29 protein-coding genes and 1 pseudogene are annotated in these 23,374 nt (G+C 43.1%); 6 read left to right on the top strand and 24 right to left on the bottom strand.

The genetic code is table 11. The features are described 5' to 3' along the window. Nucleotides 1-32 precede the first annotated feature (32 nt). The 8 genes from BQ5453_RS12175 to BQ5453_RS12140 all read right to left on the bottom strand — a co-directional run bounded on the left by BQ5453_RS12175 (nt 33) and on the right by BQ5453_RS12140 (nt 7,301). Nucleotides 33-746, bottom strand: a complete 714-nt coding sequence (locus tag BQ5453_RS12175; protein WP_083361235.1) for an HAD family hydrolase — start codon at nt 744-746, stop codon at nt 33-35. 16 nt (nt 747-762) lie between these two features. Continuing rightward, nucleotides 763-1,767, bottom strand: coding sequence for a lysylphosphatidylglycerol synthase transmembrane domain-containing protein (locus BQ5453_RS12170; protein ID WP_022100967.1), 1,005 nt, complete (start codon nt 1,765-1,767; stop codon nt 763-765). 165 nt (nt 1,768-1,932) lie between these two features. Continuing rightward, nucleotides 1,933-2,865 carry a CDP-alcohol phosphatidyltransferase family protein gene (locus tag BQ5453_RS12165; RefSeq protein WP_071123395.1) on the bottom strand — a complete coding sequence of 311 codons (933 nt, stop codon included), beginning with the start codon at nt 2,863-2,865 and terminating at the stop codon, nt 1,933-1,935. After that, entirely contained in the window at nt 2,849-3,715 is an 867-nt protein-coding gene (locus tag BQ5453_RS12160) for an ATP-grasp domain-containing protein (protein WP_071123394.1), read from the bottom strand. The genes BQ5453_RS12165 and BQ5453_RS12160 overlap by 17 nt, the downstream gene beginning before the upstream one ends. Nucleotides 3,716-3,719: 4 nt before the next feature. Beyond that, complete coding sequence (locus tag BQ5453_RS12155) at nt 3,720-4,424, bottom strand: nucleotidyltransferase family protein (RefSeq protein WP_071123393.1); 705 nt, start codon at nt 4,422-4,424, stop codon at nt 3,720-3,722. A 48-nt stretch (nt 4,425-4,472) separates the two neighbouring features. Further along, the gene (gene pdxA, locus BQ5453_RS12150; protein WP_071123655.1) at nt 4,473-5,579 is read right to left on the bottom strand and encodes a 4-hydroxythreonine-4-phosphate dehydrogenase PdxA; all 1,107 of its coding nucleotides are present in this window, start codon (nt 5,577-5,579) and stop codon (nt 4,473-4,475) included. A 4-nt stretch (nt 5,580-5,583) separates the two neighbouring features. Next, entirely contained in the window at nt 5,584-6,654 is a 1,071-nt protein-coding gene (gene rlmN / locus BQ5453_RS12145; RefSeq protein ID WP_071123654.1) for a dual-specificity RNA methyltransferase RlmN, read from the bottom strand. 122 nt (nt 6,655-6,776) lie between these two features. Then, nucleotides 6,777-7,301, bottom strand: coding sequence for an SPOR domain-containing protein (locus BQ5453_RS12140; protein ID WP_022100961.1), 525 nt, complete (start codon nt 7,299-7,301; stop codon nt 6,777-6,779). A gap of 261 nt (nt 7,302-7,562) precedes the next feature. Here BQ5453_RS12140 and BQ5453_RS12135 point away from each other — a divergent pair, with 261 nt between their 5' ends. The 4 genes from BQ5453_RS12135 (at nt 7,563) to BQ5453_RS12120 (ending at nt 9,740) form a co-directional block, all read left to right on the top strand. Then, nucleotides 7,563-7,775: a YtxH domain-containing protein gene (locus BQ5453_RS12135; protein ID WP_071123392.1), complete on the top strand. Its 213-nt coding sequence runs from the start codon at nt 7,563-7,565 to the stop codon at nt 7,773-7,775. Between the two features lie 81 nt (nt 7,776-7,856). Then, a complete protein-coding gene (locus BQ5453_RS12130; RefSeq protein WP_071123391.1) occupies nt 7,857-8,252 on the top strand; it encodes a hypothetical protein in 396 nt (131 codons plus the stop codon). Between the two features lie 7 nt (nt 8,253-8,259). Next, on the top strand, nt 8,260-8,514 hold the full coding sequence (locus BQ5453_RS12125; protein ID WP_071123390.1) for a hypothetical protein: 255 nt from the start codon (nt 8,260-8,262) through the stop codon (nt 8,512-8,514). 257 nt (nt 8,515-8,771) lie between these two features. Beyond that, nucleotides 8,772-9,740, top strand: a complete 969-nt coding sequence (locus BQ5453_RS12120; protein WP_022100957.1) for an ROK family protein — start codon at nt 8,772-8,774, stop codon at nt 9,738-9,740. 588 nt (nt 9,741-10,328) lie between these two features. Here the strand turns inward: BQ5453_RS12120 and BQ5453_RS12115 are convergent. From BQ5453_RS12115 to BQ5453_RS12050, 16 genes and pseudogenes are all read right to left on the bottom strand, one after another. Beyond that, complete coding sequence (locus tag BQ5453_RS12115) at nt 10,329-11,696, bottom strand: VapE domain-containing protein (RefSeq protein ID WP_143033404.1); 1,368 nt, start codon at nt 11,694-11,696, stop codon at nt 10,329-10,331. Between the two features lie 1,041 nt (nt 11,697-12,737). Continuing rightward, the gene (locus BQ5453_RS12110; RefSeq protein ID WP_071123388.1) at nt 12,738-13,262 is read right to left on the bottom strand and encodes a ribonuclease H; all 525 of its coding nucleotides are present in this window, start codon (nt 13,260-13,262) and stop codon (nt 12,738-12,740) included. A 14-nt stretch (nt 13,263-13,276) separates the two neighbouring features. Next, nucleotides 13,277-14,023, bottom strand: coding sequence for a DNA alkylation repair protein (locus BQ5453_RS12105; protein ID WP_235860090.1), 747 nt, complete (start codon nt 14,021-14,023; stop codon nt 13,277-13,279). 45 nt (nt 14,024-14,068) lie between these two features. After that, entirely contained in the window at nt 14,069-14,584 is a 516-nt protein-coding gene (locus tag BQ5453_RS12100; RefSeq protein WP_071123653.1) for a pyridoxamine 5'-phosphate oxidase family protein, read from the bottom strand. Nucleotides 14,585-14,609: 25 nt separating this feature from the next. After that, complete coding sequence (locus BQ5453_RS12095; RefSeq protein ID WP_235860089.1) at nt 14,610-15,245, bottom strand: AlkZ-related protein; 636 nt, start codon at nt 15,243-15,245, stop codon at nt 14,610-14,612. 39 nt (nt 15,246-15,284) lie between these two features. Beyond that, nucleotides 15,285-15,806 carry a GNAT family N-acetyltransferase gene (locus BQ5453_RS12090; protein WP_071123386.1) on the bottom strand — a complete coding sequence of 174 codons (522 nt, stop codon included), beginning with the start codon at nt 15,804-15,806 and terminating at the stop codon, nt 15,285-15,287. Nucleotides 15,807-16,061: 255 nt separating this feature from the next. Then, nucleotides 16,062-16,802, bottom strand: a complete 741-nt coding sequence (locus BQ5453_RS12085; RefSeq protein WP_071123385.1) for a YczE/YyaS/YitT family protein — start codon at nt 16,800-16,802, stop codon at nt 16,062-16,064. After that, nucleotides 16,803-17,042, bottom strand: a complete 240-nt coding sequence (locus BQ5453_RS12080; protein WP_071123652.1) for a hypothetical protein — start codon at nt 17,040-17,042, stop codon at nt 16,803-16,805. Nucleotides 17,043-17,070: 28 nt separating this feature from the next. After that, the gene (locus BQ5453_RS12075) at nt 17,071-17,346 is read right to left on the bottom strand and encodes a DUF1294 domain-containing protein (RefSeq protein ID WP_083361233.1); all 276 of its coding nucleotides are present in this window, start codon (nt 17,344-17,346) and stop codon (nt 17,071-17,073) included. Nucleotides 17,347-17,373: 27 nt separating this feature from the next. After that, nucleotides 17,374-17,460 carry a YccF domain-containing protein gene (locus tag BQ5453_RS14620; RefSeq protein ID WP_235860114.1) on the bottom strand — a complete coding sequence of 29 codons (87 nt, stop codon included), beginning with the start codon at nt 17,458-17,460 and terminating at the stop codon, nt 17,374-17,376. A gap of 284 nt (nt 17,461-17,744) precedes the next feature. Continuing rightward, nucleotides 17,745-18,386, bottom strand: a complete 642-nt coding sequence (locus tag BQ5453_RS12070) for an HAD-IA family hydrolase (protein ID WP_071123383.1) — start codon at nt 18,384-18,386, stop codon at nt 17,745-17,747. A gap of 33 nt (nt 18,387-18,419) precedes the next feature. Continuing rightward, nucleotides 18,420-18,719: a thioredoxin gene (trxA, locus tag BQ5453_RS12065; RefSeq protein WP_071123382.1), complete on the bottom strand. Its 300-nt coding sequence runs from the start codon at nt 18,717-18,719 to the stop codon at nt 18,420-18,422. After that, nucleotides 18,703-18,846, bottom strand: coding sequence for a DUF1653 domain-containing protein (locus tag BQ5453_RS13865; RefSeq protein WP_083361232.1), 144 nt, complete (start codon nt 18,844-18,846; stop codon nt 18,703-18,705). The genes trxA and BQ5453_RS13865 overlap by 17 nt, the downstream gene beginning before the upstream one ends. A gap of 11 nt (nt 18,847-18,857) precedes the next feature. Beyond that, a pseudogene (locus BQ5453_RS14615) lies at nt 18,858-19,067 on the bottom strand (metallophosphoesterase); the annotation flags it as partial. Nucleotides 19,068-19,121: 54 nt separating this feature from the next. Then, entirely contained in the window at nt 19,122-19,328 is a 207-nt protein-coding gene (locus tag BQ5453_RS12055) for an antitoxin VbhA family protein (RefSeq protein ID WP_071123381.1), read from the bottom strand. Between the two features lie 32 nt (nt 19,329-19,360). Next, complete coding sequence (locus tag BQ5453_RS12050; protein ID WP_071123380.1) at nt 19,361-19,759, bottom strand: hypothetical protein; 399 nt, start codon at nt 19,757-19,759, stop codon at nt 19,361-19,363. Between the two features lie 419 nt (nt 19,760-20,178). On the opposite strand from BQ5453_RS12050, the gene BQ5453_RS12045 reads away from it, so the two are divergent. Then, on the top strand, nt 20,179-20,439 hold the full coding sequence (locus BQ5453_RS12045; protein WP_071123379.1) for a helix-turn-helix transcriptional regulator: 261 nt from the start codon (nt 20,179-20,181) through the stop codon (nt 20,437-20,439). Nucleotides 20,440-20,451: 12 nt separating this feature from the next. After that, the gene (locus tag BQ5453_RS12040) at nt 20,452-23,373 is read left to right on the top strand and encodes a helicase-related protein (protein WP_235860087.1); all 2,922 of its coding nucleotides are present in this window, start codon (nt 20,452-20,454) and stop codon (nt 23,371-23,373) included. The last annotated feature ends 1 nt before the right edge of the window (nt 23,374 follow it).

Raw genomic sequence — 23,374 nt, 5'->3', positions numbered from 1 at the left:
CCTGTTATGGCGACAGACTTAAGATATCTGCTTCAATACCATTTTTTGATATCTGATAAAGATGTGATGACATGTGTGGGCAGCGTTTCATCAAAATTGTTTGCTTGCCATTCCTTTCCTTTGAACCATATTGTTTGACAGCCTATACTATCTGCAGGTTGAATATCTTTATTATAACTGTCGCCAACTACTATGCAGCTTTTGTTGTCTGTCCCGGCTGCTTTTACGCCCAAAGCCCATATTTGAGGATCGGGTTTACGTACGCCTACTACGGCACTTTCGATGATGTCATCGAAGTAACTGATCAATTTGTATTCATTTAGTACAGTGGTGAGATTTCCGTAGAAATTTGAAACCATAATAAGCTGGTAGTGTTGTTTCAGATATTTAAGTATTTGAGCAGAATTTTGTGTCGTTTGGTATGCAATATTGTTGCAATAGTCGGATATGTTTGCTATCACACTATTGCATTGTGAAGTGTCTATATGACCAAGAATTTGCATTTCATTCAATGCGCTTACTTGTATTGTAACCTTTTTCTGTAGCAAATCATGAAAAGTGTCTGTTGGAACGATGATCCTTTTGCTGGCTAAGGTGCGCTCGCCTGTGACATATGCTTGTCGTAGTTGTGCATCGGTTATATGCGCGGTGAGAGGATTTTTAGCATATGCTTGTTTAAAAATGTAATACCAATGTATGGCCGAAGTGTCGAGAGTGCCACCATAGTCGAATAAGAATGTTTGCATAAGAGTGAAGATGTCTTTAGTCGTGCATGATTTTTTTGTTCCCAATCTTTACCAATCCAACACCAATGAATATCCACACGAGTTCTCTGACACGTGTGTATAGACTCGTGAATATACCTAACCCAGGGGCGCTTAGGTCTAATATTTTGACAATAAGAGATAGGCCTCCTTCGCGAGCACCAAGTTGCATAGGAAGGAAAAACAGTATATTGCCGATGAGTGATGAAAAGGCAAGAACGAGGATGGCATCCCAAAAGGTGAGTGATACACCGAGTGAAAGTAATATGAAGTAATACTCTAGAGCATTGATAACTCTTGCAACATATTCAGATAGTAACGATAGATAGAATGCTTTTGGCTGCGAATGTAAATAAGCTATGTTGTCGTCAACTTTTTGCATGTCGTCGGCATGTTCATTGTAAAACTTTCGTGCCCATTTTTTTGCGATGGGCAAGTAAAGCAATGGCTTGAATAGCTTGACAATTACGCCCTTTTTATAGCATAAATGAAATACAAACAATACGACTATTAGGACGATGGTAAAAATGCCGAATAACGTCCACAGGAAGGGTGTCATTTTTTCGGTGTAAATAATGGCAAAGAGAACAGCGGCCGTACTCCACAAGCAAATATGAGAAAATATGTGCATCATAGAATAGAGTACCACTGATGACATTGCCCGTGGTACGCCTATGTAGGAACTTAGCTCCATTACACGATAGGGACCTCCGCCGAAACCGAAGGGTGTGGTGTAACTGAAGGCAAACCCAGAAACGGTCAACTTGTAGGCATGTTTATAGCTCAAGTGCTTTGAGTGTGTGCCGCTATTTACAATTATTTGGAAAGCCCACGCGTTGAAGGCATATACAAATATCCAGACTCCGATAACGGCGGGCAAGTACAAACCAGCCCGTGTGAGGTGTCTATACAATTCGGCGTAATTAACGTCAAATGTACAGAGCATTACTATGATGGCCGCTATGCCAAAAAGTAAAAACAAATTTCGATATAGTGGTTTCATTGAATAATAGTTGTGTTGAATAAGTGTTCAAAATAATTTTATACCATCAGCAGATGCCATTCCAGTATTGAAGTCAGCTGTTTCCACACATTTGCAAGTGAAGGAGAGTTCAGTCTAATGGTAGTGTGTGCACTTGATGATGTATAGATTATTCCGAGTACATGTTTATAATAGCTGCATCATATTTTTGCAAAGTTTCTCATGCTTATGCCTCATATATGCAAAGATTATGTTCATTACTGTAATCTCAAATATGAAGTATAGCCAAGGTTGGCCGATGAGCAGGCTTATGTAAAGTGCAATAGCACGCGTGTTAAATGTCAGAATATTAGCCCATTTCATAAGAGGGAGACTACCTTTCCTGAATTTGTTGGCTAATTCTGGACAGACAGGTTCGTCACCATATTTATCGCCAAGCTTGAGCTTAAACAGTTGAAAGTTTGGTGTCATCTTTTCTTGCGAACGGGTGTAGTTGCCGTAAAAATAGAGGAACAACTTCCACATGCCATCTTTTTTCCAACTTAGAGAATGAAATTCCTTGCGCAGCTTTTCAAAATTGTCAAGTTCGCTTCCAGATTTTCCTTTGATAAAAAATAAATGGATGTTTCGGTAATAATCGGCTAATTGACATTGTTTGCCGTGAAAAATGAGACCAGATATGGCTGCTAATAGCCATATCCAAAATCCCCATTTGACTGTGGTGCCAGGAATATAATTGCCCTGCAAGCGCAAACAGATTGCAGCATATATGGTGAAAAACCATACATCTCCTGCAAATCCGTCAAGGATTCTTCCCCAACGGGTCTTTTTGCCTGTCATGCGCGCCAGCTGACCATCGGCACTATCGTATAAATTGGCCCAAATCAAGAGTAAAATACCTATAATGGTATGTGTCATGTCTGGGTAATAGAACATGATACCGGCTGCAGCACCTAAAATGATGCTTAAGATTGTGACAACATTGGGGTGTATGTTGAAGTGGTCAAATGCTTTGGCCCAAAGCAGTCCTAATGGTCGAGTAAAGTGGATATCAAGCCACTCCTCAGTGTCTTGTGATTTGAATGTTGATTGTAGTTGACTTTTATTTTGAGATGTCATGTAATGTAAGTATGATATTGTTTATTTTATATGCGATAGCCTTGGCAGCCTCCTTTCTGCATGGTGCAAAACTTGGCCAATCATTGAAATCAATAATACGGCATTTTCCATCGTTACCAACAACAGCATCGCCTCCATATACAACAATGCCTAAGCATCTGGCTGCATTGTCGGCTGTTTCTTTGAATTTAGACATTTCAAAATTGTAATGTTTGATGGCATCGTTGGTTGCTTCTAAACCGAATTTTGAAAAAGTCTTATTTTCAGTAGGGTAGGTGATATAGAAAAAATCAGTTCCCTGTATGCCATAGAACTTAATCAGATCGCCTGCAAGATGCTCCTCTGCAATAACCATATCTATGCCTTTTGATACAAAGCCATTGAGTGCTTCGTGATAGGTAGACTCTTTGTCTATATAACAAATGTCATCGACTTTTTGGGCACAAGCGTCAGCCCTTTTTAACCATATGGGGTATGATTGAGGTGTTTTGAGCAGTTCGTTTGGTGACGCAATGGCTACATGCGGCATGGCTATGTTGTTTGCTTGCAATGTCTTGGCAATATCCGCCCTCGTGTTTTGTGACAAAACGATAGCGGAATTGATCACGCGTCCTGGATGCTCATGCTCGAAATGGGCTAATTTATTTAACACGTCATGACCTCGTGCCATTGAAAACACGAGGTCAAAATCAGATAAATCTACGGCAAAAAACAAATCCTCATTAATGATTGAGACATCATGTCCCATTCGTTCAAGTCGGCTTGTAACCGCAGTAAAAATAGCGGAATCTCTGTCTATTGAGTTGGGGCTGTAAACGGTGGATCTGCTTATACCTAATATGTGCTTCATTCTGCTATTGGGCTGTTAAGAAACTTTCTGCTTTCGCAATATCACTTGCGTGGTCTACATCAAGTATTTTTGAAAAAGGGCATGCTTTGAGTCGCAATCCGTCCGATACAAGTGCACGCTGAAAATTTCTCATTCGGCTAATACCTTGTTCCAGACAATGCTTAAGTGTGCTAAGGGCGTTTGGACGTAAGCAGTAGATGCCGCCAGATATGTATTCGCATGTCCTTTGGTCATCGTAAAAACCGGTTATGTTCAAATCGCTATCTGTGCCAATATATAATGGCTTCTCATCGTCGATGTAGTTGGTAACAGCCATACAGCCATCATAATTGCATGTTTTGAAATATGCTATATATTTTGCAAATTCCTCTTCATTAAAGATGGTGTCTACAGTTGTTAAACAAAATTCCTCATTTTCGAGATAAGGAGCCAATTCTGCAAAACTGTGCATGGAACTTGGCGTGGTTTTTACAACCATTCTAATATCGGAGGCCAGTCCGGCTTCTTTTAGTTTCAGAATATGTTGTTCGGTTAGCGGATTAAGTTGGTTGACAATAATAACTATTTCCTTGGCGTTATTCTTACGGAAAATTCTTATGAGTCTGTCAATAAGGGCTTCACCGCACACTTTTACCAAAGGCTTGGGTAGTTCAACACCTTCTTGTTGCAGTCTGGATCCTTCACCTGCTGCTATGATGGCGAATTTCATATAATCGTATAAGGTGATTATGTGATTTTTGGTATCACAATTTATTACTTATCTTTCTCGTTTGTCTTGAAATATTTTTGGCAAGGGATTGGCATGACATTCCATATAGGTCTTTCTGTTTCTGTATATATCTATTGCAGCGTACACTGCTTGACGGAAAGAATCTGCACTTGCTACTCCTTTGCCTGCAATATCGAATGCAGTGCCATGATCTGGCGAAGTTCGAATAATTGGTAATCCTGCGGTAAAGTTTACTCCGTCATTCATCGAAAGAGCCTTGAATGGCGCTAAGCCTTGGTCATGATACATGGCCAGTATGCCATCAAAGTGTCGGTATTGTGCTGTTCCAAAAAATCCGTCTGCGGCATACGGCCCGAAACAAGGAATACCCGCGTCAGATAAGGTCTTGATGGTCGGCGTGATAATTTCAATTTCTTCGTGACCTAAAAGGCCTTCCTCTCCGGCGTGTGGATTGAGTGCCAATATGGCAATGCGGGGTGCTGAAATGCAGAAATCTTGTCTTAGCGCATTATAAAGTAAACGGGCTTTTTGCTGGATCTTTTCTTCTGTTATCGAAAAAGCTACTTCCGAAATAGGCACGTGAGTTGTCATCAATGCTACCCGCATGATATCGTTAAATAAAATCATGAGAGGTTCAGTCGTCTCGTTCCCAAAGCGATCCTGCAAATATTCGGTATGTCCAACAAATCGGAATTCATCGTTTTGTATGTCCGACTTGCTAATTGGCGCGGTTACAAGCACGTCAAATGCCCCATTTTTGTATGATTCAGCAGCTTTTTCTAACGAAGTAAACGCTGCCATACCACTTTCTGCACAAGGTTTCCCAAATTCGACGTTGATTTCGTCATCGGAGCAATTCACTATATTGAGCTTTCCTGCAACAGCATCTTCTGCACGCGCAATGACCTGAAGTGGTGTATTGAGTCCCAATGTTTTACGGTGAAAATTTGCGACTTTAACATGGCCAAAAATGATTGGCGTACATAGTTCAAGCATTCCAGGGTCAGAGAATGTTTTTAATATTAATTCGTACCCAACACCGTTGGTGTCACCCTGGCTAATACCGATTTTTATCAAGTCACTATTGTGTGCCTTTTCGGGTGTATTCTGTATGTCTGTATCGTAACTAATCATTCTTTTACGTGTTATATTTAGCATTATTAGTCTGCTTCATGGCTTCTTGTTTTGCCGTACTAAGCAATCCACAAGCTGCAAATATATCCTGCCCTCGTGAAGCTCTTATTGTCGTAAACAACCCATGAGAGGTCAGATAATCTCTAAAGGATATCATTTTCTTGTCCGATACGCCATGTAGGGGAGTATCTGGTATGTCATGGAAACGTATAAGATTGACTCGGCAGTCTAGTCCTTGCAGCAAGTTTATCAAAGCGTCAGCATGTTTAATGCCATCATTTATTCCATCAAAGACAATGTATTCAAACGACAATCTTCTTTGATGCGAAATATCGCTATTTGCATGTGTGGCCCCGCTCTTTCTAAAAACTTCATATTGTTTTAGAATGGCAACAATATCTGCGATGCTGAAAGCTTTTTCGGCAGGCATGATTTTTGCACGCTCTGCTGGTATGGGGTGATGCAGACTGATGGCTAAGTGGCACGAACTTTCTTCAACGAACCTTACCAATCCTTTAGATAGTCCTACGCTTGACACAGTGATGCGCTTTGGGCTCCAAGCCCACCCCCAATCAGATGTCAGAATTTGTGTAGTCTGCAGTACATTATCTAAATTATCAAAGGGTTCGCCTTGTCCCATAAAAACAACATTCGTAAGTGTGTCACGTTCTGGCAGGGAGTATATTTGGTTTATGATGTCAGTTGCTGAAAGCGAAGCTGCATATCCCTGTCTTCCCGTCATGCAAAATGCACATCCCATTTTGCATCCTACTTGTGAACTTACGCAAAGTGTAGCCCTTTCTTTATCTGGGATATAAACTGTCTCAATAAAATCACCCTTGGTTGTGGCGTATAAATATTTGATCGTTCCATCAACAGACCGCTGTTCGTCAACAGGTTTGCTGCAACCTATAGTATAATGCGCGCTAATTTTAGCCCTTGCGTCTTTTGAGATGTTCTGCATTTGGTCTATACTGGTAACGTGCTTTTTGTAAATCCAGTCAGCCATTTGCTTGCCAACAAAAGGTTTAAGCCCCAATGCAGCAGCCACATCTTTAAGTTCGTTTGGGGTCATGCCCAAGAGTGGAGTCAAATTATCCAATGCGTGTAGTTTGTTATTTCTATAAAACACAAAAAGAGTCGAATTGCAAGTTCACAACTTGCAATTCAACACTTTGTCATAGCTTGTTATAATATTTATTTGCGATAGAGCAGCCATGCACCAGCATATTTGCCACTCAATGATTTACGAGATTGAACTGCCGATGCCTTGTCATCGTATGAAGATGCAATAACGCGGAACCAACCAGTAACACCCTTAATTTGCTCGTCAGTTTTGATAACACGTGCATCATAGCCGTCTTGCTGTAATCTGTTTCTCAATCCTTCAGCATTGGCTTGTGTAACAAAACTTCCAACCACAACACTATAGGTCTTGAGTGGATTGCCACTTACTACCGACATGTTGCCATTAATTTCACGCACATCACTATGGTCAGTGGTAATGGTTGTCGTAGTTGTGTTAGTCGGAGTTGTGGGTGTAACAGGAGTAACCTCATTTGCGGCAGTTTCTTCTGTTGTAACTTGCTGCTCGTTTTGTTGAGTCTTATCTTGTGCCATGGCTTGTTCCCATGCTTGGCGATAAGCGCTTTCACGTGATTTACAACCAGTAAAAAGTACCACGGAACATAAACCGAGGGCGATAACAAAATTCTTTTTCATTATTATTGTAGTTGATGATACCTATTATAAGTATAAAGGAAATGGTTAGTACTCATCCACTGCAGATGTAGCTTGGCCGCAGTAGATAATCTGCCACAAAGATACGAAAGCTATTTGAAAATCACTTCATTGTTTTCTTAAACAAGATTAAAAACGCGCTATTTAGCCTCTTGTGATAAAATATTACAGCAAAAATAGTGTCGGATTAAAAGAATATACGTATATTTGAGCACGAGATTACTCACTTAAAATATTTTTATCATGAAAGTAAATGGATTAAACGTATTGGCCGCTTTCTTGGGCGGTGCAGCAGTTGGTGCAGCATGTGGTGTTTTGTTCGCTCCTGAAAAGGGAACCGACACTCGTAACAGAATTGCCGAAGTAATTCGCAAACGTGGCATCAAACTTAACAGCAAGGATATGGAAAGCCTTGTTGATGATATTGCAGACGAACTCCAGCCTGCGAACGATTGATGTAATACAACTCAAGAGTCAGGGAAAGCGTTATCCTCATTATGTGGTAGCCCTTTCCTTGACTCTATTTTTATTGCAAATATGTTTTCTTCAGACAAAAATATAGACATCATCACCCAATTAGTGGGAGATATAAAGAAAGATGTGACATTACGGTACGAACGTTTGCAAATAAATTGTGTAAGCAAACTTTCGCAGTTACTATCCTTTATCGTCGTAGGAGCCATATTGTTCATGCTGCTAAGTCTTGCTGTAATGTTCGTTTCCATGATGGTGGCCTCGGCATTGGAAGGCTTGATCGGTAGCCAAACAGCATCATACGCTATAATAGTTGCCTTTTATGTAATATTGGGCGTTATTGTATACGCTAACAAGAAAAGGTTTGTAATAGGTCCGCTAACAAACTTTATAGCCAACTTGTTCTTGGATGAAAAACCAGCAGCCAGCAAAGGCAGTGATGTAAATTCAAATAAATAGAAATAGCATGACAAGGGAAGCATATACAATTGAGAGTCTTGACAAACGAAAGAGAGAACTGGATAAGAGAATTTCTCAATGCGAAGAATCAATTTCGTTGAAATGGCATACGCTTTTCGCACCACCAGAGGCAGATACCAAAATGCAGCGATGGGTTAACCATGTAGAAAGGGCTGTTGCTGTATATGACGGCTTTATGATGATGTATAAATTGGCACACCGTTTTGGTAAAATCAAGTCGTTACTGCGCAAGAAGAAGTAAGAAAACAAAATTGCTGAGCTAATAGAATTATTAAGCTCACAATATGCGCACAATATGCGCAGTTGGCACATATTACATGGCTCAGAGTGCTGAATTCTCCAACACGCTGTAATGTAGTAACCGCAACACCATTTTCCCTGTATTAAAAGTAATTATTGGGAAATGCGGGCAATAATCATAGCATATTTGTCATATTAATAAGGGATTTGTTGTATATTTGCACAATCATCTAACAATAACCAATCAAAGCTCTTTTTATGGAAATAGATATAGACAAGCCTTATGTGATAGGTCTTGATATGGGTGGTACTAACTCTGTATTTGGCATTGTAGACCAACGTGGCAACATCAAGTCACAAACAGTTATTTCAACCAAGGCATATCCCGACTTCAAGGATTATGTTAAAGCTGCGTATGAAGCATTGCAGCCTGCTTTAGACCAAGTGGGTGGCATACAGAATATACGCGCTATGGGCATTGGTGCTCCCGATGCGAACTATTACACTGGAAATATCGAAAACGCAGCCAATTTGGCATGGAAGGGTATTGTACCTTGTGCTCAATTGTTTGAAGAGGTATTCGGCATTCCTGTCCGAGTTACCAACGATGCCAATGCCGCTGCCATGGGTGAGATGACATATGGTGTGGCCAGAGGCATGAAAAACTTCATAATGATTACTCTCGGCACCGGTGTCGGTTCTGGTATAGTCGTAGACGGACGAGTAGTATATGGAAGCGATGGCTTTGCCGGCGAATTAGGTCATTTCGTAATTGACCATTCAGACAATGCACGCTCATGTGGTTGTGGTCGTAAGGGTTGTTTGGAGGCATACACCTCTGCTACTGGTGTTGCGCGTACTGCACGTGAATTCCTAGAACATAGCTCCGAAGCGAGTTTGTTGCGTGATTTGGTGGCTGACGAAATTACATCATACGACGTGTTCAAAGCTGCTGAAAAGGGTGACAAGTTGGCATTGGATATATTCAATTACACAGGTCGCATATTGGGTACAGCTTGTGCAGACTTTGCCACTTTCTGCTCTCCCGAAGCCTTTGTATTCTTCGGTGGATTGACTAAGGCTGGTGAGTACTTAATGCAGCCGTTACGCAAAGCATACGAGGAAAATATACTCTTTTTGTACAAAAATGAGGCGAAATTGCTGATATCCGCTCTTAATGGCAGCGAGGCGGCAGTGCTTGGTGCAAGTGCCTTGGGATGGGAATAAGATCTGCAATTTGTCAAAGAAAAACTCATGGATAGTATGATGTTGTGATGTGCATACATATTATCTGCGAAATAAACCTCGCGATTTTGGCTGATATAGCCAAAATCGCGAGGTTTATTAGTATTATTCAGTTAGTGTCCTCTTTTACCCAATCAAATGGTGCAACTCACTGATTTTCAATTATTGATGCCCGGTTAACCCATTCTGATATTATCGCTCACGGATAGCACCGATTGCACGGATTTTTTGGCTTATGCAATGTGCTTTAGCACCACGGAGATGACGGATTTTACGGATTTTGTGAGCATTGCATGCTCACTTCGCTATTAGCTCGTAACGTACCCTTGGCGAAATACGTTAGCACAGATTATGTAGTAAGGTACCTGGTCGCAGCAACGAGCTAATAGCGAAGTGAGCATGCAATGCTCACAAAATCCGTAAAATCCGTCGTCTCCGTGGTGCTAAAGCACGTTGCACGAGCAAAAAAATCCGTGCAATCGGTGCTATCCGTGAGCGATAATATCAGAATGGGTTAACCAGACAGCAATATTTCTCAATATGCACCGTTTAATGGCGCGTACTGAATGTTCAGCACCCCTCGTCATGCTTGCGCCTTACATAGTACAATGTAGCTTTGCTGCTGCGCCGCCGAGGCACTTGCAGCTGCACCAGTTCACGCCCTAATGCCACGGCCGTGAACTTCTGTCCCATACCGCGCATGGCACGCTTTATTTCGAGCAAAATGGCAGTGGCCGTCAACCATTCACCCTCTATATCCGACACCTCTCGCCCGCTGCCAACGGGCGCAAACTCAAACAACCTTGCAAAACACTCGCGCAGGGGCGACGCCTGGTAATATAAACGATTGTGCTGTTGTATCTGCTCCTCCTCAGTATGCGTGAAGTACGTAATCTCGCCGTTTTTCACCTCGTGTAGCAACTGTGCATAAAGTTGTGCATAGTCGAGCGGCGTGTCACAGTCTATGACGCGCTTCACCTCCTGACAGTAAAAACGGCGGCTGCCCGTAGGGTCGGTCAAGAGGTCGAACCTGTTACTGGTACCTATAAACGAGGCCACACGGGCCATTTTACTGAACCCGGCAGCATAAGGGCGGCGCGCCTGCATGGTGCCAAGTTGTACCAAATTTTTAAGTTTGGCGTTGTGCAACTTGTTGTAGCGGTCAAACTCGTCAAGATTGACAAGCGCAAAGCGCGACAGCGCCAGTTCAAGACGCTCGTCGCCGGCCAGTTCAAACTTGTCGGTGTAGTAATTGCGCAGTTCGGGAGGCAGCAACATGCGGCAAAACGTACTTTTGCGCACACCCTGTTCCTCGCTCACCAACAGCGGTATCATGGCATTGCCACAGGTGCTTGCGTCGCCCGTTGTGGCCTGCACCCAACCAGCCACCATGCAGCGCAGCCAGCGCCCGAACACCAGGCACCACAGCGCATCGGTGCTCACCCGTTCGGCCAGTGGACCCACGCGGTCGGTGCCGTCCCACTGGGGCAGTGACTGCAAATAAGCGCTGAAGGGGTGATACTGCGGCATGTAGGCCGACTCCACAATGCGGTCCACATCATTGTTCCATACCATGCAGCCCCGTTTGTGCAAGTCAATCACCATCGTGTTGCGCACCAGTTTGCTCACGGGCACAAACCCCTTGTCCGCCTGGTCGCGCCGTTGCACTTCGGGCGTGCGGTCAAGCACATTGTATCGAATGTCGTACAGTTCGTCCATAAGACTGATGGCTTGTTCGGTCAGACCGCAGTTCGTGGTGCTGCCAGCTGTTTGCGGTGCGCAGTCGGTGTCGTTGCCCATGCGTTTTTTTCGCTGGGGCGTTATAGTGTTTTTACTTTGTGGTTCCGCGCTATGCGCAATGGCGTCTATCAGTTTGTCAACGCCACGTTTCACAATGGCATCGGCATAGCGCAACATTCTGTTAAGCATTTGTTTCATGGTAGTCAATACAATTTGGTTTGATATAAAAGTAAAGTGCTGCAAAGGTAACACCAAGGCATTGCACCCAACAAAAAAAGTGTACAATTTGTACACAAATAATTGCGTCCTCGCCGTCCCCCCTCTTGTAAAAGAATGTGTGTGCTTTTACTGCCATCTTACACTTTTTGTACGTAATAAGTTGATATACAGAGGTTTCAAGAGTGTAAGATAAGTTCAAAGTATCATACACGCCCCTGCATACATCTTACACACCTTACCCCGCAACCTCGCAGTCAACATGGACGTATGCAGTAGATAATACGGCACAAGGACGCAGAAAAATCAGTCGGAGCAACAGACTTTTCTGCCCCCCTATGCCGTGATGTCATTCTCCCGTGCTAGTGCCGTGTGGCAGCGTGTGGGGCGTGTAGGTTGCGTGTAAGTGGCATTTGTAACATCTTACACTAAGTAAAGTGTTGATTGTCAATGAGTTGCAGCGTGTTAGTGTAAGATGTAAGATACTCGGTGTGTAAGTTGTTGTAGTATGGTAAAAGGTCCCAAGTGCCACTTTCTCGTCCTATGGCTTTTATAAATTTATTGCTGTCCGGTTACCCCATTCTGATATTATCGCTCACGGATCGCACCGATTGCACGGATTTTTTGGCTTATGCAATGTGCTTTAGCACCACGGAGATGACGGATTTTACGGATTTTGTGAGCATTGCATGCTCACCTCGCTATTGGCCCGTAACGTACCCGTGGCGAATTACGTTAGCACTGATTATGTAGTAAGGTACCTGGTCGCAGCAACGAGCTAATAGCGAAGTGAGCATGCAATGCTCACAAAATCCGTAAAATCCGTCATCTCCGTGGTGCTAAAGCACGTTGCATAAGCCAAAAAATCCGTGCAATCGGTGCGATCCGTGAGCGATAATATCAGAATGGGTTAACCGGACAGCAATAAAAAAGAAAGAAGAACGCCATGTAAAGCAATTTGATGTATGACAAAAAAATGTTGGTATGCATCAAAGTGCTTTACATGGCGTTAGTTGCTTTAAATTAGTTTTTTTGTTCTTGCGTTTGATGAAACTCTTTCCTTGTCTTGGCCATTGCTTCGGTGGCCATATTATGGGTCTCGATCAGCAATGGACTCTTGTGATATTGCACAATCTTGACTTCGACAGAGTTGTGTCTTTCCTTTTTCTCGATGCATTGAACAATCAAATCAGGATTAGCAGATTCTGATGTTGGGGACTTGTCAAAATTCCGAATATAGGCAGCATTGGTTAGGAAGAGAATGTTGGAACCTTCCGGGATTTCCTGCATTACCTTGATCATAAGGGTTAGCATCATGCGGAACTCCGTGGTGTGCAGGTCGCTTATTACATCACGACTGATGATGTTGCCGTGATGTTGATCTTTAGTCTTCTTCTGTCGCGGTTCGGCAGAGTTCAAACATTTTTGACTCTGCTCTTGCTGTTTTATCAGTTCTATCACAACGGCAGCACTACCAGCTCGTTCTTTATGGGCATAATCACATGAGCCACCTATCCAAACGTAATATATAGAAGTGTCTTGTGTCATAATTATTTTATCTTTTACTTCGTGACACGTTTTCTTGCCATGGCAGAGTTCAAGTAAACTTGACTCCGCTCATTTGGCTTAACGAAAAACTTCAAGGTCTGCAGATATTCCTTCTGTTCGGGCGTGATTCTGTAGCTCTCGATGGCTTTCTGGATGGTCTTGTTGTGCGTCCAGGGAGCAAGGCGGTTTTGTTCGATGTAAGGAATCGTTGCGTCCCATTGCTTGGCAAGAGCCGTGGCGAAGAACCAGGCTACCATCATATTCACGTAATACTCTTCGCTCCTTACTGATGCAGGAATTTCAAGATATTCTGCCTTGAAGTCTTTATCCAGATAATGAGACATAAGTGTCTCTATTCCAAAACGACAGGTATAAACGTGTGATGATTTACTCCAAGTCTTGATCTTCGCCAATAGTTCCTTCTTGTGCTTGGCAAACACCTTCGGAGACATGATGTCGCAAACTGCCCAGTTGTCCACGAATGGCAGGAATTTGTCTGTAAGTCGAATGCATTCCTTGTAGTCCTTCACCTCGGAAATGAGGAGACCGTGAAGCATGTTCTCATCGTAGTATTCGTGAGGAAACTGATGCAGGAAATCTTCACATTCTGCCTCCTTTGTAAACTCTTTTGCAAACTTGCGAAGCACAGGTACACGAATGCCTATGAAACTCTCCACAGGCACTCCCGGTGTCAGTTTGGACTGGAAAGCAGCATACTGTTTATCCTGCATGGCGAACAGTCTTTCTTGAAGTAAAGTCATAAATTCTTAGTTTTATAATGCAACGTAGAAGGAGCAATTGCCTCTTTATTCCATTCTTCCATATTTCATTTCCACGCCTTCTTTATCATACTGCTTGCGCTTGCCGGTTGGTGGCTCAGTAAGTGTGATGCGAACTACAACCGTGCGCGATAGGGAACGGGCGATGCTCTGGTCGAAAGCATCCATGTGTTGAGGAAGGAAGCGCTCACAGATTAGTTGGAGACCATGAATCTTTTCTGCTTCATCTGTCACTATTTCAGCCTTACCGAATGCGATGGCTGATTTGAATTGCAGGGTGAAACTGCCGTCTTTTGGACCAACCGTAGGCGCACAACGGGTTACGGCTGAAAGGCAAACCTCGGGGTGAGCCTTGATTGCCTCCAGCTTCTTGCCTTCCAAGGCACCATGAAAATACCAATTCACATCATCATCTGATGCGAGTGACAGGGGTAAACCATAAGGCTTGCCGTCTTCGTCAATAAAACTGACCGTTATATACGGAGCCTTGTGCATTACTTCCAAAGCCCACTCACTATCCATTGCTCTTGATTTCTTTCTCATTTTTATCCTAATTAATTTGATTTTTTTATCCAATTAATTTAATAATCTGTTTATCCGAAGCATCAGACAGAATCTCTTTCAGATGCTCGAAAATTCTCTTATAAGACTCTTGGGGAGTGCGATTGCATTGGAAAGCCTCCCTGCCATAGAGATCTTCGGGTGTATTGAGCAGCGACCACCCCCAGCCATATTCATGATTGTGCTTGTCGCGAGGATAAATGAAATCCTCGGTCACGATGTAAGTCGCCATTTCCAATCGGGTGAGATAACCGTCAAACTTGCTTCTCATTCCCTTACCTGTGAAACCACAGGCTGCCCGAAGTTCTCTTGTGATGAGACTGCCAGTAGATTGAAGCGTGCTGAGAATGGTTCCTTCTATTGAATCTTCATCTGGACGAGGAAATTTGCTTCTTCTGTAGTTGCAGAAGTCGGGCCACCATTCCTGGCTGATGAATCCTGCTTTCTTGTTAAAGAATTTTCCATACATACACGGCATTTCCTGCACAATTTCGCCCTTCCATTTCCATAGCGGCCAATCCCAACCGCCTTCAGGAAATGTCACATATCGACAGTCTTCATCTACGATGTACTCGGCAGAGAAACCTTCAATGCCACTATCAAGGAGAGGGAGGAAACCGATCTTCTGAATCAGCTCCATCATGCCTGTGGCCGAATATATTTTCGGGAAATCCGTATTCATTTATTTTTCTCCTTTGTACTTAAATACTTTTACCATATTCTTGTCACCACCCACGAGCTGGCTGCATTGGTTCAGCATTCCGGTGTCTGCGAAACCGCATTTCTCCAGGACTTTTCCCGATGCAGGATTGCCGATGAAATGGTCTGCCCATATGTTTTCGAAATGCTTCACTTGTATGCAGTAGTCAATCATCAATTTCAAGGCTTCGGTGCAGATTCCTTTGTTCCAATAAGGCTTTCCTACCCAATAGCCCACCTCACAGTCGTTCTCTCCGATAGGGATGTTGCTGGTTTCATGGGTGTAGTAGCCGATGCAGCCGATAGCCTCGCCAGTCTCTTTCAACACAATCGCCCATGTCGTGTCATTATGGAAAAATGTCTGGATTATCTCCCGACTTTCTTCTACAGATTTATGTACTGGCCATCCTGCACGAGGTCCTACATCATGGTCTGAGGCGTACTTGAAGAGCGCCTCGGCATCCGATTCCTGCCAATGGCGAAGTAAAATTCTTTCTGTTTCCATCAATTATTTCAATGTTTTGCAGTCTATTTACGCAGTCTATCTACTATGTGCGCTTACCCCAGCCAGTCGGTAAAGATAAGAATACATTCGTGCACCTTCTCAAAGAACCTGCCTATCCGTTGCTTAATGCCTTTCCAATAAATCCCATTCATCATAGTAATCAGATATGTTTCGTTCTTTATATTTTAACGGTGGATTTCAAATCCGACGTAAAAAAAGTCTAACTTTATCCGTTGAACTTAAATAATCTTGATGTTATATCTGTCTTCTTATGTATCGAGCCAGTCCGTAAACATATCTGCGGCAGCCTGGGCGATAGTGGAGCAGGCGGTCGAACCACGCAAGATGTTTATTGAATAGGCGAACCGTAACTCCTACATAGACCATGGCGAAGAGCGTTCCGATGCCCACAATCTCCCATTTCCATGAACCGAGAAGTAGGAAACAGAACAAGACGGCTAAGACCACGAGCGTGATGTCCACCCGAATCTTGGCTTTAGGGAATGGCCAGCCGGTAACCTTGTGAATGGCGATGGAAATGCCCTCGCCAGGCATGGTTACTGAGCCGCACTTCACCTCCATGGCGATTCCGAAACCAAGGATGGTGCAACCGGCTATCTGCACAAGGGCATTGACCAGAATATTTTCTGAAACCATCCACTCCGTAAGCACCACGTTGAGGTCTATGAGCATTCCGAAGAAAAAGCCGATGACGAGCTGGAAGAGTTGCACCCACTCGAAGTTTCTTCTCAGAATCAGAATCTGCAGCACCACGAAGATGGCGTTCATCATGATAGTGTAGCCACCGATAGTCCATCGGGGAATGTAGTCAAGAATAGTTCCTGCCGAAGCCATCACGTAAGGAATGGTGGAAATAACACTTGAACCTAACTGACTTCGCACACATGCTGCGACTCCGAAAGTCATTACATAGAGCGAAACGAGCAGCAGAATATGTTGCCATACAAAAGATATAACTTCTTCTTTCTTAATCATTTATATTGTTTTGTTAATCAATTCATTCAGTTTATCCTCTCTGATAATCTTCGGCTGAGCCTTGCCAGCGAGAATGAGAATTTTCTTGCCGTCGCGATAGATATGAAGTTGTCGCGAGCGAACCACGGCTGTCAACTCCTCATCATTCTGCATGGCTTGCCAGATAGGGTAATATATTCCCTCAGGTTCAAACAACTTCTTTTGAAGAAGAGAACAGAGAATCGTTGTATCAATAGTCATTGCCATATTTCTTTCAAACTATTTGTTTTCAAAGATTCATGTGTAAATACGCCATTAGCGCAATCTGTATAAGCAGAATGGCAGGAATGCCATATTTGAATTTCTTGTGCATCGTCTTGTGGTGCCAGACTTTCATTCCCATCCATGCTCCAACGCTTCCTCCAAGTACAGCCAACAACAAAAGTGTGGCTTCCGAAATGCGCCACTTGGCTTTCTTAGCTTTGTATTTGTCAATGCCGTAGACGATGAATGTTACTGCATTGATGGCAAGAAGATAATAGACGAGGCAACTGTGTAATGTCATACCCTTCAATTGTTTTTTCTTATTTCTTTAAGATCTCAATTCCACTACTTTGCCGAATGGTGCGAGCGAAAGTCCAGCCATCTTGAAATGTTGTTTTCTCCAGGGATTTCCGATGATCGTGATATATAAAAGAAAGCCGAAAGACAGATGCGTGAGGCAAGCTCACAGGCCTCCGAATATCAGCCAGAGTAAAATCAACGGAATACGAATGCGACCTGTTGGACTATTCGCTTTACTTATCGTAGAACCCAAAGGCCATAGGCGGATCAGACCAATCTTGAATGCCTATATCGCAAAGGGAATGTCGGTGATGGTACATGCAAGAGCAAGACTGCCCGTGAAAAAAAACGATGGCAGCCTCGAAACCTCCAAAGAGCCACCAAAGTTATGCGCAAAGATTATTCTTTTATATTCTTGTTAATATCTTGCCATTCTTGATGTTCTTCCAAATGATTGGTCTTTACCAGTACGCTTTGGAAACCGAAGTTCCTACCAGCTTTGGCATTCTCTGCACGGTCGTCGAAATAGAGGGTAGTGGCAGGATTCAATCCTGTCAGCTGCGTCATCTCTTCATAGATTTCGACGGAAGGCTTCTCTTTCCGCATGGCGTATGAGAGGAAAACATCATCAAACAACTCGTCTGTGGAATATCCCAACTGCTTCATCAGGCTGACTGATTTCTGCCAAAGCGTGTTGTTGATGTTGCTGAGCAGATAGACCTTGTATCGCTTCCGAAGTTTGACCAATGCTTCCAGTCTTTCCACAGGCAGATTGCCACATAATTCTTTGAGGATTTCCTCTATATCCTCGGTTGAGGTCCCTTTGCGGCAAAGACTCAGCATCTCTTTCAAAGTTACAGTTTCCGCCACCAGACCATTAATATATTGGTATATCAGTCGCTTGATCTTACGGAAATGGATTAGTCGCTTGAACATCGTAACGCCCAGGCTCTCCATGGCTTTCACAACAGAAGCATCATCAATATTCACGATGACACCACCATAATCAAAAACGAGTGTTTCTATCTGTTTCATACTCATCCTTTGTTGTTACTCCTTTATTGTAATAGCATTTTATGTCAAGAATGGATCAAGCGTTGCCAGCAGTTCGGCTTTATCAACCACACCGCTTGTGCGCCACAAGACCTCTCCGTTGTGGAAGAGTATCAGCGTGGGCACCGATTGAATGCGGTATAGGCTTGCAGTTGCGCCATGTTTATCTACATCCACCTTGATAATTCGAATGCGGCTTTTCAATACACTCTTCACCTGTTCCAAAATGGGGTGCATCATCTTACAAGGTTGGCACCATGTGGCAAAGAAATCGACCAAAACGAGTTGACCGCTATTTATTACGTCATTGAATGTTTCCATAATTATTATTGTCTGTTTTTGTGAAGCAATTGAAAGTTTTGCCGTCCGTTGCAACTTTCCCGAAGAAGAACTTATCGAGTCTTAGCCAGTAAGCGATTTCTCCATTGAGAGCCTGGTGGACCACCATGTGCTTCTGAGTTTCGGAGTCCGTCTAACCATCTGCTCATAATACTCTTTCTTTTCGAAGCCAAAGCCACAATCCCCGGCAACAATTAGCAAAGAGTCCGTAAGCTGATATTGGATACAGAGCTTGGACACCAACTGATTAAAGTCTCCATGAATGTCACCGGAGACAATAATTGTCTTGGCTTCGGGAAAAGATAGTGAGAATATGCCGTTATGATTCATCTTTTTTATAGACTAATTGCATTGTTTTTTAACAATGCAATTCGATAGTTGATGTTACTTCTTTTTATAGTATTCATCGATCGAACGGCCTACTTCGTCCATTGAAATTTCTCCTTCGATATGCTTACGGGCAGTTTCGATAAGGAAGTTAGACACGCGCAGATTGTCAACGTCTTGTAATCCTATAGATGTTCTCCACAATTTGGCTCGTTCACGCTTTTCCAAATCTTCGCTATTTAGGTATTCTTCAAATACGTTCATATAATGTTATGTTAGATGCTATTCGCATGAAATCACTCAAAATATTTCCTTAAATAATCTTCCTGATATTCATTAAGTTCTTTGAATTGTGAGTGACGATTGATACCTATTTCTTCAAGAGTGTCTAATGATAAAGCATCTCCCATATACATTGCTGCTGTTGGAATGAGTTTATAACAATCGTTATCTGCCTTAAATGGAGTAATCCAACAAGAACTGTCTTCACGAATACAACTAATGTCAACCACTTCAAGACGAAAGCGTATTTGATAATGACCTTTACCTATGAGGTAAAGATAACATATATCTCCAACTTGTAGATTTTTGTTACGAGCCTTTTTCCAGTAAGCACATCCCAGTGTCTGAATACTCTTTACATGGTCAATCATGCTCTCTCTCCCTTTTAGTAAAAATATTCGTATCGATTTCATAACTGTTAATAATCTATTGTAGTTATACTATTGATGCAGAAAGGTTACTTTCCCACGCACTATCTTCACATCCTTGATAATCAAGCGCATTGCACTTTAATCGGTACGAACGAAATTTCAACATTTAGCCAAACTTCCTCGGAATGTTCAATTCCTTGATAATCAGCTGTTGCGTGTATCCCCTCGTACCACGTTTCTTCTTTGTGCTATTTTGCGGTAGCTCTGATGAAGCAAAGGTAGCTATAATCAGTGAGAAACGAGCAGAAAATAGCAGAATTGTGATGGCGGAAACTTTATTTAGTCCTTCTTTATAGAGAAATTGGTGTAAAACGCAATAACTTGGATAATTATTTCCATTATCTTTCTTAATTATCCAAGATAATTTTTACCTTTGTAAACCAAGAAACACATGAAAGGATATGGCAAAGAAAGACATCAATCGCATTAAGATAGTATTGGTTGAAAACAAAAGGACAGCCAAGTGGTTGGCAGACCAATTGGGTAAAGACCCAGCCACCGTGAGCAAGTGGTGTACCAACAGTTCGCAACCAAGCCTCGAAACACTTTTTCAAGTGGCAGAGGCACTTGATGTGGATGTCCGCTCTCTCATTGTGCAGACGAAGAAAAGCCGGATTGAGATAGAAGCAGAGAAACTTCTTAATATATCGCCTAAACAATAATCTAAAGCAATTATGACAACAAAGGAAATTGACGAAAAGCCGTCGGACAATGCACGCCGCCTCTTTGAGTCGGGTGATATAGATAAGATTCCTGTCGGCACTACGGAACGATGTGTTGCAAACGAAAATAAAAATACAGTTATGGCAAATTATGCTGCTGGTCAAAGAATAACGGTCAGAGGTGAGGACTTTCTCATCACAAACATTGAGCCCGATGTGAATGGCAACTATCTGTTGCATTGCACGGGTATCAGTGAACTTGTGAAGAATCATCACTTTGTTTTCGATACAAGCACCGACAAGAATATGGAGATTGTCAGCCCTATCAACACTCAGTTGGTGGCAGATAAGGATCCACGTTGGCGTAAGACAAGACTTCTTGTCGAGACAGCCATCCGTAACAATGCATTCTTCTCGCAGAAGATTACCATAGCGCAGGGTGGCGCGTTTGACATTGCTGAATATCAGATGGAGCCTACGCTGAAAGCTCTTGAATTGCCTCGCCCTCGCCTCTTGATAGCAGATGGTGTAGGTCTTGGCAAGACTATTGAAGTCGGCATCTTTCTCAGCGAGATGATTCGTCGCGGCAGAGGAAAGCGTATTCTTGTCTGCGCCCTTAAAAGCATCCTTGCCCAGTTCCAGGAAGAAATCTGGAACCGCTTTGCCATACCCCTTGTTCGTCTTGACAGTGTTGGTGTAGCCAAGATACAGAACGAAATACCTCTTAATAAAAATCCCTTCGACTATTACGACAAGACCATCATCTCCATTGACACGTTGAAAAACAACGGTCGTTTCCGTGCATGGCTGGAGAAGACGCATTGGGATATCATTGTGATTGATGAGTGTCACAAGGTTGCCAACGACACCAGTCTGCGTGGCGACCTTGCACAGTTCCTTGCGCAGAAGTGCGATTCGCTGATTCTCACATCAGCCACACCTCATAATGGCAATGCCGAGTCGTTTGCCAACCTTATGCGAATGCTCGACCCCATCTCCATTCCTCGTAATGGCGAGTACACACAAGAGGATGTTAAGCCCTATTATGTACGCCGTTTCAAGAAGGATATCGAGGACGAAAGAATCCGTGGTCAATTCCAGAACCGAAAGGTTATAAGCATACCAGTTCATCTGCATCCTGAGGAAGAGAAGTTCCTTAAGGTGCAGCACACCCGTTTCCAATCTGTAAACAAGGCAGACGGTAGTGATCCTCTCTATGCATTGTCGCTTTTCAAGAGCTATCTCTCATCTCCTTATGCTGCAAAAGCATCGTTGGACGAGCGTAGCAAGAAGGATGACAGTGTCGAGGTAAAAGAACTTCTTGATTTGGTTAACGCCAATATCTCGTCGGGTATTGACACTCGCTATGTGGCTTTCCGTGAAAAACTGAAGGAAATATGGAAGAAGAATCCTAAAGAGCGTATCGTAATTTTTACAGAGCGAATAGCCACAATGAAATTCCTTGAAGCGAGCATCAAGAAAGAATTTCGTCTGAGTGATAATCAGGTGAAGCGTTTCGACGGTTCTCTCTCTGATACTGAGCAGGAAGAAATGGTTAACGATTTCGCCAAGGAGGACAGTAAGATTCGCGTGTTCATCTCCAGCGACTCAGGTTCGCAAGGTGTCAATCTACATTACTTCTGTCACACAATGTTCAATTACGACATACCTTGGAGTCTTATCACCCTCGAACAACGTAATGGCCGTATCGACCGCTATGGTCAGAAGCAAACTCCTGTCATCTACTACCTTGTGGCAAATGGTCAGGAAGAAGATTTGCGTACAGATTTTCGCATTCTCGACAAGCTTCTTGAGAAAGAGCAAGAGGTGCATGATGTTCTTGGCGATGCCATGAGCGTCATGGAGTTGTACAACAGCAAACAAGAGGAAGATGAGGTGGCAGAAGCCTTGCGTAAGGGCGATGAGGAATTCTTGCAACCCACACGTCGTCGTCGACGCGGTGGATTTAAACGTCCTGATGTTGTTGCTGCCACTCCAGCCAAAGAGCATCTCTCCGAAAAGATATTCGAGCCTAAATTGTCGCTTTACAAGTCGGATGAGGATTTCTATAAAGACCTCTTAAACGAATTGGAGGCTATTGATTCTATCCATCATGGTGATGTGCGATGGTTTGATGGGGACGTACCTTATGTAGAGGTAAAGAATAATGCCGAACTTACTGACGTTCTCTTTGATATACCTCGTGAGGCCATCCCTTCGGACAACATCTTCCGTCTGTGTGCCGACAAGCCTACGCTGAACAAGTCTATAGCAGATTCGCGCAAGAGCAAAAATGGCGACTGGAGTAAGTTCTTGCCTTTGTATGACTTGCATCCTATAATCCAATATCTGCTTACAAAGTTCACAGCATCGGTACCAAAGAATCAAGCATTTGTAGTCAAAGGCGAACAGATACCCGCAGGCATGAGTTATTACTTGTTCTATGGTAGTCATGCCAACGGACTGGGACAGAACCTTATCAGCAAGTTCTTTCTCGTGCCCCTCGACAAGGAAGGTGCATTGAGAGACAAACCTGTGTCTCTGTTTGAGTTCCTTAAGCAATATCATCTTACAGATGGATTCCTGCAGGGTGTTCAAGAAAAGGATATCGAACTGCTCCAGAAGAATCTGAAGAGTGCCATTGACTTCGGCTCTGAACTCTATATGAAGGAAAAACAGTTTGATATAGCTGTGAAGATGGAAAGGAATTTGGAAGCCTACAAAAAGAAACTCAATCTCTGGGCCACCAGTGCCGAAGAGTCTCTCTTCCAAGCTGACTCAGATGACATCAAGATTACACGCCGCAATCACGACAAGGAAATAGAGGAAATAAAGAAAATTAGCGACCAGTCGAGCCAGTTCTATAAGGACATGTTCTCGCTCGACAAGGCTGAACCTTATATGCGCCTCTTAGCTGTTTTCTATAATTTCTAAA

The organism is Prevotellamassilia timonensis (assembly GCF_900106785.1).
Lineage (GTDB): Bacteria > Bacteroidota > Bacteroidia > Bacteroidales > Bacteroidaceae > Alloprevotella > Alloprevotella timonensis.
This window is presented reverse-complemented; position numbering and strand designations above follow the sequence as displayed.